Annotated in this window: 12 protein-coding genes; 10 read left to right on the top strand and 2 right to left on the bottom strand. The window is 70.3% G+C overall.

Going from position 1 to position 12,790, the window contains the following annotated elements; translation table 11 throughout:
• Nucleotides 1-11 precede the first annotated feature (11 nt).
• The 4 genes from odhB (at nt 12) to JJ685_RS01080 (ending at nt 4,663) form a co-directional block, all read left to right on the top strand.
• Nucleotides 12-1,286, top strand: coding sequence for a 2-oxoglutarate dehydrogenase complex dihydrolipoyllysine-residue succinyltransferase (gene odhB / locus JJ685_RS01095; RefSeq protein ID WP_201672329.1), 1,275 nt, complete (start codon nt 12-14; stop codon nt 1,284-1,286).
• An 82-nt stretch (nt 1,287-1,368) separates the two neighbouring features.
• Nucleotides 1,369-2,799 carry a dihydrolipoyl dehydrogenase gene (gene lpdA / locus JJ685_RS01090; RefSeq protein ID WP_201672328.1) on the top strand — a complete coding sequence of 477 codons (1,431 nt, stop codon included), beginning with the start codon at nt 1,369-1,371 and terminating at the stop codon, nt 2,797-2,799.
• 122 nt (nt 2,800-2,921) lie between these two features.
• Nucleotides 2,922-4,019: a cell division protein ZapE gene (gene zapE / locus JJ685_RS01085; protein WP_201672327.1), complete on the top strand. Its 1,098-nt coding sequence runs from the start codon at nt 2,922-2,924 to the stop codon at nt 4,017-4,019.
• Nucleotides 4,016-4,663, top strand: coding sequence for a hypothetical protein (locus JJ685_RS01080; RefSeq protein WP_201672326.1), 648 nt, complete (start codon nt 4,016-4,018; stop codon nt 4,661-4,663). Before zapE ends, JJ685_RS01080 begins: the two co-directional genes overlap by 4 nt.
• Before the next feature lie 56 nt (nt 4,664-4,719).
• On the opposite strand, the gene JJ685_RS01075 is transcribed toward JJ685_RS01080, so the two are convergent.
• Nucleotides 4,720-5,484 carry a PP2C family protein-serine/threonine phosphatase gene (locus JJ685_RS01075; RefSeq protein WP_201672325.1) on the bottom strand — a complete coding sequence of 255 codons (765 nt, stop codon included), beginning with the start codon at nt 5,482-5,484 and terminating at the stop codon, nt 4,720-4,722.
• Between the two features lie 97 nt (nt 5,485-5,581).
• Here JJ685_RS01075 and JJ685_RS01070 point away from each other — a divergent pair, with 97 nt between their 5' ends.
• Together JJ685_RS01070 and JJ685_RS01065 are read left to right on the top strand one after the other, a co-directional pair.
• The gene (locus tag JJ685_RS01070) at nt 5,582-5,785 is read left to right on the top strand and encodes a YdcH family protein (protein ID WP_201672324.1); all 204 of its coding nucleotides are present in this window, start codon (nt 5,582-5,584) and stop codon (nt 5,783-5,785) included.
• Complete coding sequence (locus tag JJ685_RS01065) at nt 5,785-7,878, top strand: ATP-dependent DNA helicase (protein ID WP_201672323.1); 2,094 nt, start codon at nt 5,785-5,787, stop codon at nt 7,876-7,878. The genes JJ685_RS01070 and JJ685_RS01065 overlap by 1 nt, the downstream gene beginning before the upstream one ends.
• A gap of 20 nt (nt 7,879-7,898) precedes the next feature.
• On the opposite strand, the gene JJ685_RS01060 is transcribed toward JJ685_RS01065, so the two are convergent.
• Nucleotides 7,899-8,675 (bottom strand): outer membrane protein assembly factor BamD, encoded by a 777-nt coding sequence (locus JJ685_RS01060; RefSeq protein ID WP_408015444.1) that lies wholly within the window; start codon nt 8,673-8,675, stop codon nt 7,899-7,901.
• A 72-nt stretch (nt 8,676-8,747) separates the two neighbouring features.
• Here JJ685_RS01060 and JJ685_RS01055 point away from each other — a divergent pair, with 72 nt between their 5' ends.
• From JJ685_RS01055 to ndk, 4 genes are all read left to right on the top strand, one after another.
• On the top strand, nt 8,748-9,761 hold the full coding sequence (locus tag JJ685_RS01055; RefSeq protein WP_201672321.1) for an RluA family pseudouridine synthase: 1,014 nt from the start codon (nt 8,748-8,750) through the stop codon (nt 9,759-9,761).
• Nucleotides 9,762-9,888: 127 nt separating this feature from the next.
• Nucleotides 9,889-10,641, top strand: coding sequence for an SMC-Scp complex subunit ScpB (scpB, locus tag JJ685_RS29555; RefSeq protein WP_236598646.1), 753 nt, complete (start codon nt 9,889-9,891; stop codon nt 10,639-10,641).
• Nucleotides 10,642-10,644: 3 nt separating this feature from the next.
• The gene (locus JJ685_RS01050; RefSeq protein WP_236598645.1) at nt 10,645-12,117 is read left to right on the top strand and encodes a pseudouridine synthase; all 1,473 of its coding nucleotides are present in this window, start codon (nt 10,645-10,647) and stop codon (nt 12,115-12,117) included.
• A gap of 245 nt (nt 12,118-12,362) precedes the next feature.
• Nucleotides 12,363-12,788, top strand: coding sequence for a nucleoside-diphosphate kinase (gene ndk / locus JJ685_RS01045; protein WP_201672320.1), 426 nt, complete (start codon nt 12,363-12,365; stop codon nt 12,786-12,788).
• Nucleotides 12,789-12,790: the final 2 nt, after the last annotated feature.

The raw sequence follows: 12,790 nt of genomic DNA, 5'->3' as shown, positions 1-12,790 counted from the left end.
GGAAGAATCAGATGGCTATCGTTGATGTGAAGGTTCCGCAACTGTCCGAATCGGTTGCCGAGGCGACCCTGCTGGCGTGGAAGAAGAAGCCCGGCGAGGCCGTGGCGCAGGACGAGATCCTGATCGAGATCGAGACCGACAAGGTGGTGCTCGAGGTGCCCGCGCCCAGCGCCGGCGTGATGGGCGAGATCGTGGTGGCCGACGGCGGCACCGTGACCTCCGACCAGGTGATCGCGAAGATCGACACCGAAGCCAAGGCCGGCGCCGCCGCGCCCGCCGCCGCCAAGGCCGCTCCCGCCACGGCGACCGCTGCCGCGCCGGCCCCCGCGCTGGCTGCCGCCGGCGGTTCCAAGGGCGACGTGGCCATGCCCGCCGCCGCCAAGATGATGGCCGACAACAACCTGGGCGCCGGTTCCGTCGGCGGCACCGGCCGCGACGGCCGCGTGACCAAGGGGGACGTGATCGGCGCGCTGGCCTCGGGCGTGATCGCCAAGGCCGCGGCCGCCCCGGTGCCCGTCGCCACGGGCGCGCCGCGTCCCGCGCTGACGCAGGTCGCCGCCCCGGTGGGCGCGCCCGACCTGGGCGACCGCCCCGAGCAGCGCGTGCCGATGTCGCGCCTGCGCGCCCGCGTCGCCGAGCGCCTGCTGCAGTCGCAGTCCACCAACGCCATCCTGACCACCTTCAACGAGGTGAACATGGCGCCGGTGATGGAGATGCGCAAGCGCTTCCAGGACAAGTTCGAGAAGGAGCACGGCGTCAAGATCGGCTTCATGTCCTTCTTCGTGAAGGCCGCCGTGCATGCGCTGAAGAAGTACCCGGTGCTGAACGCCTCCGTGGACGGCAACGACATCGTCTACCACGGCTACTTCGACATCGGCATCGCGGTGGGCTCGCCGCGCGGCCTGGTGGTGCCGATCCTGCGCAACGCCGACCAGATGTCCTTCGCCGACATCGAGAAGAAGATCGCCGAATTCGGCCAGAAGGCGCGCGACGGCAAGCTGGGCCTGGAAGAACTCACCGGCGGCACGTTCTCGATCTCCAACGGCGGCGTGTTCGGCTCCATGCTGTCCACCCCCATCATCAACCCGCCGCAGTCGGCCATCCTGGGCGTGCACGCGACCAAGGACCGCGCGGTGGTGGAGAACGGCCAGGTCGTGGTCCGCCCGATGAACTACCTCGCCATGTCCTACGACCACCGGATCATCGACGGCCGCGAGGCGGTGCTGGGCCTGGTGGCGATGAAGGAAGCGCTGGAAGATCCGGCGCGCCTGCTGTTCGACATCTAGGACGAAGAAGACGAGGCCCCTGACGGGGCCTTGTCCTTGAGGCGGGTCCCCGCCCCGACAAGACAAAAGAAACCTCTCTCCCATGGCCAACAAACAATTCGACGTCATCGTCATCGGCGGCGGCCCCGGCGGCTACATCGCCGCCATCCGTGCGGCGCAACTGGGCTTCAATACCGCTTGCATCGACGAGTGGAAGAACAAGGCGGGCGGTCCCGCCCCGGGCGGCACCTGCACCAACGTGGGCTGCATCCCGTCCAAGGCGCTGCTGCAGTCCTCGGAGCACTTCGAGCACGCCGGCAAGCACTTCGCCGACCACGGCATCGGCATGTCCGGCCTCAGCATCGACGTCGCGAAGATGCTGGGCCGCAAGGACACCGTCGTGAAGCAGAACAACGACGGCATCCTCTACCTGTTCAAGAAGAACAAGGTGTCCTTCTTCCACGGCCGGGGCTCCTTCGCGGGCGCGGGCGAGCAGGGCTACGAGATCAAGGTGAGCGGCGCCTCCGAGGAGACGCTGGTCGGCAAGCATGTCATCGTGGCGACCGGCTCCACGCCGCGCGCGCTGCCCGGCACGCCGTTCGACGAGGAACTGGTGCTGTCCAACGACGGCGCGCTGCGCATCCCCACCGTGCCGAAGAAGCTGGTGCTGGTCGGCTCCGGCGTGATCGGCCTGGAGATGGGCTCCGTGTGGCGGCGCCTGGGCTCCGAGGTCACCGTGCTGGAAGCGCTGCCCACCTTCCTGGGCGCGGTGGACCAGCAGATCGCCAAGGAGGCCAAGAAGGCCTTCGACAAGCAGGGCCTGAAGATCGAGCTGGGCGTGAAGGTCGGCGAGATCAAGCCGGAAGGCAACGGCCTGTCGGTGGCCTGGACGGACGCCAAGGGCGGCCAGCAGACGACCCTGTGCGACAAGATGATCGTGTCGATCGGCCGCCAGCCGAACACGGTGGGCCTCAGCGCCGAAACCGTGGGCCTGAAGCTGAACGACCGCGGCGCGATCGAGGTCGACGGCGAGTGCCGCACCAACCTGCCCAACGTGTGGGCGGTGGGCGACGTCGTGCGCGGCCCGATGCTGGCGCACAAGGCGGAGGAAGAGGGCGTGGCGGTGGCCGAGCGCATCGCGGGCCAGCACGGCCACGTCAACTTCAACACCATCCCCTGGGTGATCTACACCAGCCCCGAGATCGCCTGGGTGGGCCGCACCGAGGAGCAGCTCAAGGACGACGGCGTGCAGTACAAGGCCGGCACCTTCCCCTTCATGGCCAATGGCCGGGCGCGCGCGCTGGGCGACACGACCGGCATGGTGAAGTTCCTGGCCGACGCCAAGACCGACGAGATCCTGGGCGTGCACATCGTGGGCCCGATGGCCAGCGAGCTGATCTCCGAAGCCGTGGTGGCGATGGAATTCAAGGCCTCCAGCGAGGACATCGCCCGCATCTGCCACGCGCACCCGTCGCTGTCCGAAGCGACCAAGGAAGCGGCGCTGGCCGTCGACAAGCGGACGCTGAACTTCTAAACCAGACAGCCGAACGCAGAGGGCGCAGAGATTACGCAGAGGACGCAGAAAATTCTTTCAATGATTTTTTCTGCGTCCTCTGCGGATCCTTTGCGACCTCTGCGTTCGGTATTCGGTTTTTCATGAGCGTCAGAGCAGTCTACGAATCCGAACTGAAGGCCCGCGGCTACCAGCCGGATCCGGCGCAGCTGCGCGGGATCGCGGCGCTGGAGCGCTGCGCCACCGAGTGGTCCGCGTACAAGGTGCAGCGCTCCAACGCCTTCAAGAAGCTGATCAACCGGCCGGCGATCCCGCGCGGCGTGTACATGCACGGGGGCGTCGGGCGCGGCAAGAGCTTCCTGATGGACTGCTTCTTCCAGGCCGTGCCGGTGGTGCGCAAGACGCGCCTGCACTTCCACGAGTTCATGCGTGAGGTGCACCGCGAGCTCGCCGAGCTGCAAGGCACCGTGAACCCGCTCGACGCGCTGGGCGCCCGCATCGCAAAGCGCTACCGCCTGATCTGCTTCGACGAGTTCCACGTCGCGGACATCACGGACGCGATGATCCTGCACCGGCTGCTGGTGGCCCTGTTCGACAACGGCGTCGGCTTCGTCACCACCTCCAACTTCCGCCCCGACGACCTCTATCCCAACGGGCTGCACCGCGACCGCATCCTGCCCGCGATCGAACTGCTGAACGCGAAGCTGGAAGTGCTCAGCGTCGACAACGGCACCGACTACCGGCGCCGGACCATGGAGCAGGTCAAGCTGTACCACACGCCCCTGGGCCCCGAGGCCGACGCGCAGATGAACGACGCGTTCACGCGGCTGGCCGAGGCGCACGACGAAGACCAGGTGCTGCACATCGAGCACCGCGAGATCCGCTCGCGGCGCAAGGCGGCCGGCGTGGTCTGGTTCGACTTCAAGACGCTCTGCGGCGGCCCGCGCTCGCAGAACGACTACCTGGAGATCGCCACCCAGTTCCATACGGTGCTGCTGAGCGACATCCCCCGCATGTCGGCGCGGCTGGCGTCCGAGGCCAGAAGATTTACCTGGCTGGTGGACGTTCTTTACGATCGGCGTGTCAAACTGATCGTGTCGGCGGCCGCCCCGCCCGAGGAGCTGTACACCGAAGGGCCCCTGGCGCACGAGTTCCCGCGCACGGTCTCGCGCCTGGTGGAGATGCAGTCGGCCGAATTCCTCGCCCTCGAACACCGCACCGTCGACACCCGCCTCACATGAAGTCCCTGCTGGCCCTCTCGCTCGCCCTGCTGGCCGCGCTTCCTGCCGCCGCGGTGGACGACGCAGCCGAGCGCGAGCGCATCAAGGCCGAGCGCGCCGCGGCCGAGGCACGCTACGCCTCGGAGCAGAAGGCCTGCTACCGGAAGTTCGCGGTGAACGACTGCGTGAAGCAGGCCCAGCGCGAACGCAATGCCGTGCTGGGGGAACTGCGCCGGCAGGAGCGCGTGCTGAACGACGAGGAGCGCAGGCGCCGTGCCGCCGGGCGCCAGCGCGAGCTGGACGAGCGCACCTCGCCCGAGAAGCGCGCCGCGGACGAAGAGCGGCGCAAGCAGGCCGTGCAGGAGCAGAACGACCGCGAGGCGCGCGCCGCCGAGAAGGCGCAGAAGAAGGCCGAGGACGACGCGAAGAAGGCGGCGAAGCCGCCGCGCGAACCCAAGGCGGCCTCCGGGCCGCACGGCCCGCAGGGCGCTGCGCGCGCGCCGCACAGCGCCAAGAGCCACGGGCTTTCGGCGGAAGAAGCTGCGAAGAACCGCGCCGCCTACGAGGAGCGCCAGCGCGAGGCCGAGGCCCACAACGCGGAACTGCGCGAGCGCGTGGCCAAGCGCAAGAAGCCCGCGGCTTCCGACCTGCCGATCCCGCAATAGGTTGAAGGGAGCCTTACGCGGGGGCTGACCCCGCCAAGGGCGAGGACCCCCGGCGCTCAGGTCCCCAGCGGCTCCAGCTTCACGACCACCAGCGACAGGTTGTCCCCGCCACCGTGCGCGCGCTGGCGCGCCTTCTCGATCAGGAATTCGGTCGCCTCGCGCGGCGACAGCGAGGACAGCACCGAACCCAGTTCGTCCGGGCTGAAGTAGTGCCACACGCCGTCGCTGCAGGCCAGCAGCGTGTCGCCGGGACGCAGCTGCTGGATGTGGTGCAGGTCGGCGGGCGGGTCCTCCTCCGCGCCCAGGCAGCCCATGAGGATGTTGGACTGCGGATGCACGTTGGCCTCTTCCTCGGTCAGCTCGCCGCGGTCCACCAGCGTCTGCACGTAGGAGTGGTCCATCGTGCGCTTCACCAGCGTGTTGCTGTGGAAGTGGTAGATGCGCGAGTCGCCCGCATGCGCCCACCAGCACTCGCCGTCGGGGTCGATGATGAAGGCCGCGATCGTGCTGTGCGGTTCCTGCTCGGCGGAGATGGCCGTCAGCTTGATCACGAGGTGCGACTCGTGGACCATCTGCTTGAGCACCGAGGGCGTGTCGTCGTGGTCCGGCGAGTAGCGCTCGAAGAGCTGCCTGCAGGTGAGCATCACCTGGTCCGAGGCCTTGCGGCCGCCGCTGCGCCCGCCCATCCCGTCGGCCACCACGCCGAGCACGCACCCGTTGATCCGGTGGTGCGGGATCAACGCGATCTGGTCCTGCTGATATTCCCGGTCGCCCTTGTGGATGCCGGTGGATGCCGTGAGGCGATAGCCTTTGGTGCTCATGGGAATGTCGACTGCCCGGGAGAGGCGATGGCTCGATTATTGCCTGCGGAAGACGTATTATCGAGCGATCCCCGCAGCGGCGCCCCCGCGACCGAACTTGGACTCCAACCTGCATTCCCCCGAAAGGCGCCTGATCGAGCTGCGCATGGAGCACGCCGACCTCGATGCCCTGATCGACGGCGCCGCCATCCAGCAGCCGGTGGACGAACTCATGATTCGCCGGCTCAAGAAGCGCCGCCTCGCGTTGCGCGACCAGATCGCCCGGCTCGAGCTGGTGCTCGATCCCAAAGAACCCGCGTGATGACGGAATCGGCAGGCGCGTGGCCTGGAAGCCACGGCGCGTCCGCCGACGTCGAGCCGCCCCCCTGGGCGGACGCGCCGCGCGAGGGCCTCGAGGAGCGCACCCGCGGCGTCTTCGTGCCCGGCGGCGTGCTGGCGCAGGCGGCCGAGGCCTTCCGCCCGCGCTCCGGCCAGACCGAGATGGCGGCGGCGGTGGCCCGCACCATCGAACAGGGCGGGGCGCTGGTGGTGGAAGCCGGCACCGGCGTCGGCAAGACTTTCTCCTACCTCGTGCCTGCCCTGCTCAGTGGCGAGCGCGTGCTGATGTCCACCGCCACCAAGACCCTGCAGGACCAGCTGTTCGGGCGCGACCTCCCGCGGCTGGCCGAGGCGCTGGGGGTCCCGGTGCGCATGGCCTTGCTCAAGGGCCGCGGCAGCTACCTCTGCACGCACCGCCTGGAGCTGGCGCGGCGGGACGCCGCCCTGCCGGATCGCACCGCGCTGCGCACGCTGGCGAAGATCGAGCAATGGGCCCAGGGCACGAAAACCGGCGACCTGGCGGAGATGCCGGGGCTGGACGAGCGCTCACCGGTGTTGCCGCTGGTCACGTCCACGCGGGAGAACTGCCTGGGCTCGCAGTGCCCCAGGTTCCGCAACTGCCACGTCAACGCGGCCCGGCGCGAGGCGCTGGCCGCCGACGTGGTGGTGATCAACCACCACCTGTTCTTCGCCGACCTGGCCGTGCGCGAGTCCGGCATGGCGGAACTGCTGCCCACCGTGCGCGTGGTGATCTTCGACGAGGCGCACCAGCTCAACGAAACCGGCGTGCAGTTCCTCGGGCGCCAGCTCGGGACGGGGCAGGTGCTGGACTTCGCCCGCGACGTGCTGGCCGCGGGCCTGCAACTCGCGCGCGGGCTGGTCGACTGGCAGCTGGCCGCCGGCACGGTGGAACGGGCCGCGCGCGAGCTGCGGCTGGCCGCCGGCGGCAGCACCTTCTCGACCCGCCTGCGCTGGAACGGCGAGGCGCCCGAAGGCGTGGAGCCGCAGGCCTGGCGCGATGCGCTCGCGGCCCTTGCGGCGGCGCTGGATTTCGCCGCCGAAGGCCTGGCCACGGTCGTCGAGGCGGCGCCCGACTTCGCGCGCCTGCACGAGCGCGCCGCGACCCTGGCCGAGCGGGTGCGCGCCTTCGCGCGCGAGCCCCAGCCAGGCTCCGTGCGCTGGGCCGATGCCGGCACGCAGCTGCGGCTGGTGGAGTCGCCCCTGGACATCGCCGAGGCGGTGCAGCGCAAGCTGCTGAAGACGGGCGAGGAGCGCACCGAGGCGGACCGCAACCGGGCCTGGATCTTCACCTCGGCGACGCTGGGCGACGATGCGCGCCTGTCGTGGTTCACCGAGCCCTGCGGGCTGGGCGAGGCGGAGGTGCTGCGCGTGGCCAGTCCCTTCGACTATCCGTCGCAGGCCGCGGTCTACGTGCCGCGCCAGCTGCCGCGCCCCAACGATGCGGGCCACAGTGCCGCCGTCGCCGCGCTGGCGCAGCGCGCCGCGCGTCGCATCGGGGGGCGCACCATGGTGCTCACGACGACGCTGCGGGCGCTGCGCTCGATCGGCGAGCAGCTGCAGATGCGCTTCGAGGACTCGGGCGAGCTGGAGGTGCTGGTGCAGGGCCAGTGGACCAAGCGGCGCCTGATCGAGCGCTTCCGCGAGGGCGCCGGCCCCGGCCGTCCCGGCTGCGTGCTGGTCGCCTCCGCCTCCTTCTGGGAAGGCGTGGACGTGCCGGGGGACGCGCTGCAGCTGGTGATCATCGACAAGCTGCCCTTCCCGCCGCCGGGCGATCCGCTGGTGGAGGCGCGTTCGCAGCGGCTGGAGGCCCAGGGGCGCAGCTCCTTCAACGACTACTCCGTGCCGGAGGCGGCGGTGGCGCTGAAGCAGGGCGCGGGCCGCCTGATCCGGCGCGAGACCGACCAGGGCGTGCTGGTGGTGTGCGACCCGCGGCTGGTGCAGATGGGGTACGGCCGGCGGCTGCTGGCGGCCTTGCCGCCGATGCGGCGGCTGAACGACGAGGCGGCATTCGAAGACGCGCTGGCGGCGCTCGCCCAAAACGACGAGGGGCGCTGACGCGCCCCTCGCTGTTCAATTCACCAGATCCGCCACCAGGGCTTCTGCCCCGGCATCCCGCCATTCTGCAGGTAGGCGCTCTTCGGGTAGTTCTGCTCCAGCACCCGCCGCATGTCGTCACGCATCTGCGTCATGCCCAGTGCGTCGTAGGAACGCATCAGGATCGCCAGCGCCTCTTCCAGCGCCGGCACGTCGCGGTAGTCCGCCACGGCGTTCTGCGCCCGGTTGATGGCGGCCACGTAGGCCCCGCGGCTATAGTAGAAGCGCGCCACGTGCACCTCGTACTGCGCCAGCGAGTTGACGATGTACGTCATGCGGGCCTTCGCATCGGGCGCGTACTTCGAGTCCGGGAAGCGGCTGGACAGCTCGCGGAAGGCCTCGAAGGATTCCTTCGCCGCCTTCTGGTCGCGCTCGGACAGGTCCTGCTTCGAGATGAAGGAGAACATGCCGAGGTTGTCGTTGAAATTCACGATGCCCTTGAGGTACAGGGCGTAGTCGAGCGCGGGGCTGGCGGGGTGCAGCTTGATGAAGCGGTCCAGCGTGGCGAGCGCCTGGGCCTGCTCGCCGGCCTTGTAGTGCGCGTAGGCGCGGTCCAGCTGGGCCTGCTGCGCGAGCGGCGTGCCGGCGGCGCGGCCTTCGAGCTTTTCCAGCAGGGGGATCGCCTTGTCGTAGGCGCCGCCATTGAGTTCGTCCTTGGCCTCGGCGTAGAGCTTGTTCGGGCTCCACGTCGCGGTCTTGTCGTCATCCTTCAGGCTCGAGCAGCCCGCGGCCAGCGCGGCGAGCAGGACAGCGACCACCGATAATTTGGCTCGAACGACCACGCGCAACTCTCTTTACCAAGGGAACGGATCATTATAGCCAGCGACCCATTGCAACCCCCTTCCGAGGACCTGCTGGAAGAAACCGGCGCCGAGGGGGAAACCCGCAGCTTCGCGATCCCCGCGGCCCTGCACGGCGAGCGCCTGGACCGCGCCCTCGCCGCGCTGGTCCCGGGCTTCTCGCGCAGCTACCTGCAGCAGCTGATCGACGAGGGTGCGGTGCGGCTGGCGGGCAGCGCCAGCCTCAAGGCCTCGCAGAAGGTGCGCGCCGGCGACGCCGGCGAGATCGACCTGCGGCCCACGCCGCAGAGCCAGGCCTTCCTGCCCGAGCCGCTGCCGCTGGACGTGGTGCACGAGGACGAGCACCTGCTGGTGATCGCCAAGCCGGCCGGCCTGGTGGTGCATCCCGCGCCCGGCAACTGGAGCGGCACGCTGCTGAACGCCCTGCTGGCCCGCGACGCCGGCGCACGCCTGCTGCCGCGGGCCGGCATCGTGCACCGCCTCGACAAGGACACCAGCGGGCTGATGGTCGTGGCGCGCACGCGCCCCGCCATGGAGCGGCTGGTGGCGATGATCGCGGCGCGCGAGGTCTCGCGCCAATACGTGGCGCTGGCCCACCGGCCCTGGGAGGGCGCGGTGCAGCGCCGCGTGGAGGCGGCGATCGGGCGCGACCCGCGCAACCGGCTGCGCATGGCGGTGGTCGATCCGCAGCGCCACCCGGGCAAGCCCGCCGCCACGGTGTTCCGGCGCATGCAGCAGGCCGAGGCCGGCTGTGCCGTGCTGTGCACGCTGGAGACGGGCCGCACGCACCAGATCCGGGTGCACATGGCCCATATCGGGCATCCCCTGGTGGCGGACGCGCTGTACGGCGGCGCCCCCGCGGGGGGCCTGCAACGCCAGGCGCTGCATGCCTTCCGGCTGGCGTTCGTGCATCCCGTCACGGGCGAGCCCCTGGCCTTGCACGCGCCCCTGCCGCCCGACCTGCGCGCCGCGTGGGCGGCCTGGGGGCTGGGATACAATGAATCCGACTGGCTTGCGAGCCCGTCACCCGCGGCGGCAGCCTGATGGCCTGTCCCGCCCGGCCGGCGCGCGGCGCGGCTCCATCGAGGGCGACGCCGCGGCGACCCGGAACCAGCCCTAGGCCCAGACCCATCAGCGCGCCTTTTGGCGCCTCTTCCAGCACGACGACACGATGAATACGGCGGATGCCAAGCGCGTCCTCGAAACCGCGCTGATCTGCACCCAGCAGCCGCTGCAGGTGCGCGAGCTGCGCGTGCTGTTCAACGACGAGCTCGGCGCCGACACCCTCAAGGAGCTGCTGGGCCAGCTGCAGGACGAATGGGCGCTGCGCGGCGTGGAGCTGGTCTGCGTCGCGACCGGATGGCGCTTCCAGAGCCGGCCCGACATGCGCGAGTACCTCGACCGCCTGCATCCCGAGAAGCCGCCGAAGTACACCCGCGCCACGCTGGAGACGCTGGCCATCATCGCCTACCGCCAGCCGGTGACGCGCGGCGACATGGAAGACATCCGCGGCGTGACCATCAGCTCGCAGCTCCTCAAGCAGTTGGAAGACCGCGGCTGGATCGAGGTGATCGGCCACCGCGAGGCGGCCGGCCGGCCGGCGCTGTACGCCACCACGCGCCAGTTCCTCGACGACCTCGGCCTCGCCTCGCTGGACCAGCTGCCCGAACTGCAGGGCCCGGCGCAGGGCGAGCAGGCCGGCTTCGCCGCGCTGGTCGAGGCCGCCGAGCCGCAGCCCGAACTCGCCATGGACACCCCCGAACTGCCGCTGGAACTGCCGGGCCTCGAGCCGTCCGGCCCGGCGCAGGCGCAAGTTACCGACGCCTCCGCGGACTCCGAGTCCGCGGCCCGCACCGAGGCCGCCGCCGGTGCGAACGATGCCGGCATCGACGACCGCGATGCCGCGCAAGCCATCGAGACCTGAAGCATGAACGAAGCCAACGAAAGCATGGCGCGCGTGCCGTCCGACGAGGACGCCCCGCATGGCACCCCGAGCGCATCCGAGGCCGAAGCCGCGCCGCCGACGCCGCCCGCCGAGGAGAACGACGCCCCGGGCGACGACAACGGCGAGGAGGGGCGCGACCCCTCCGGGGACGGCCGCAGCCGCGAGGACGCGGAGCAGGGGGCCGAACCGGTGGTTCCCGGCACCGAGCCGGGCGGCCGCTTCGAGGACGTGATCAGCGGCCGCTTCGACGCCGAGGAGGCATCGGAGGAGACCGCGGCGCCCAAGCGCGTGCTGTCGCCGCAGCCCGAGACGCCCAAGCTCCACAAGGTGCTGGCCCAGGCGGGGCTCGGCTCGCGGCTGGAGATGGAGCAGCTGATCATGGAGGGGCGGATCTCGGTCAACAACGAGCCCGCGCACATCGGCCAGCGCATCCAGTTCGGCGACCAGATCAAGGTCAACGGCAAGCCGATCCGCGTGCGCATCGCGCCGCCGCCGGCGCGCGTGATCGCCTACCACAAGCCCGTGGGCGAGGTCGTCACGCACGACGACCCGCAGAACCGGCCCACCGTGTTCCGCAAGCTGCCCAGGCTGCAGCAGGGCAAGTGGCAGTCGGTCGGCCGGCTGGACCTCAACACCGAGGGCCTGCTGCTGTTCACCAGCTCCGGCGAGCTCGCCAACAAGCTCATGCACCCCCGCTTCGGGCTGGAGCGCGAGTACGCGGTGCGCGTGCTGGGCGCGCTGCAGCCTGAGGAGCGCTCGCGCCTGCTGGAAGGCGTGGAACTGGAGGACGGCCGGGGCTCCTTCACCTCGATCGACGAGGGCGGCGGCGAGGGCTCCAACGTCTGGTACCGCGTGACGATCAGCGAAGGGCGCAACCGCGAGGTGCGCCGCCTGTTCGAGGCGGTGGGCCATGCGGTGAGCCGCCTCATCCGCATCCGCTACGGCGCGATGGTGCTGCCGCGCGGCCTCAAGCGCGGCGCCTGGATGGAGCTCGACGAGCGCGACATCAACTCTCTCACTAGGGCGGCGGGCGTGCCGGGCCTGGCGCGGCCGGAACGAGGCGGCCGCGAGCAGGGTGAAGGCCGCGGCGGCGAAGGCCGCGGCGGCGAAGGCCGGGGTGGGCGCAACAAGCAGCGCCGCTCCGGTGCTCCGCGCGGCGACGGCCCGCGGCCGTCCGGCGGTCCCGGGGCCCGGCAGCCGAATCCGCTGGGCCCAACAGGCGGTGGCGGCCAGGGCCGGCGCAAGTCCGGCGGCGGGGGTGGTGGCGGCGGCGGTGGCGGCGGCGGTGGTGGCCAGCCCGACCCGATGAAGACCTCCTTCGGCTACATCGGCGCCGACAGCTTCAACCGCCAGCGCCGCCAGGGCAGCCCGGCCGGTACCGGGAAGCGCCGCGGTGGCGGTGGTGGCGGCGGTGGCGGCGGCGGTGGCGGCGGCGGCGGCCGCGGGCGGGGCTGAGGCAGTCGAAAACAAGATACCGAACGCAGAGGGCGCAGAGGGTACGCAGAGGGCGCAGAAGACAGCCATTTGCAGAGGTCTCCTTCTGCGCCCTCTGCGTATCTTTTGCGTCCTCTGCGTTCGGCTGTCTGGTTTTCAGAGGCCCTGTCGGGGCAATGTCACGCCATCCAAGCTAAAATTGCGGGCTTTGCCGAAACTTCCGCTACCGGCAAAACCCTAAGAAACCAACCCCAGGACCCAAGCACATGGCAATCGAACGCACCCTTTCCATCATCAAGCCCGACGCCGTGGCCAAGAACGTGATCGGCCAGATCTACGCGCGCTTCGAAGCCGCCGGCCTGAAGGTCATCGCGGCGAAGATGGCCCACCTGTCGCGCCGGGAAGCCGAGCAGTTCTACGCCGTGCACAAGGAGCGTCCCTTCTTCAAGGACCTGGTGGAATTCATGATCTCCGGCCCGGTGATGATCCAGGTGCTGGAAGGCGAGGGCGCGATCCTGAAGAACCGCGACCTGATGGGCGCCACCGATCCCAAGAAGGCCGCCCCCGGCACCATCCGCGCCGACTTCGCCGACAGCATCGACGCCAACGCGGTGCACGGCTCCGACGCCCCCGAGACCGCGAAGAACGAAGTCGCCTTCTTCTTCCCGGCGATGAACATCTACGCGAGGTAACA

The sequence above is a fragment of the Ramlibacter monticola genome, assembly GCF_016722785.1.
Classification (GTDB): domain Bacteria; phylum Pseudomonadota; class Gammaproteobacteria; order Burkholderiales; family Burkholderiaceae_C; genus Ramlibacter; species Ramlibacter monticola.
Note: the sequence above shows the minus strand (reverse complement) of the source record. Positions and strands in the feature narration are given on the sequence as shown.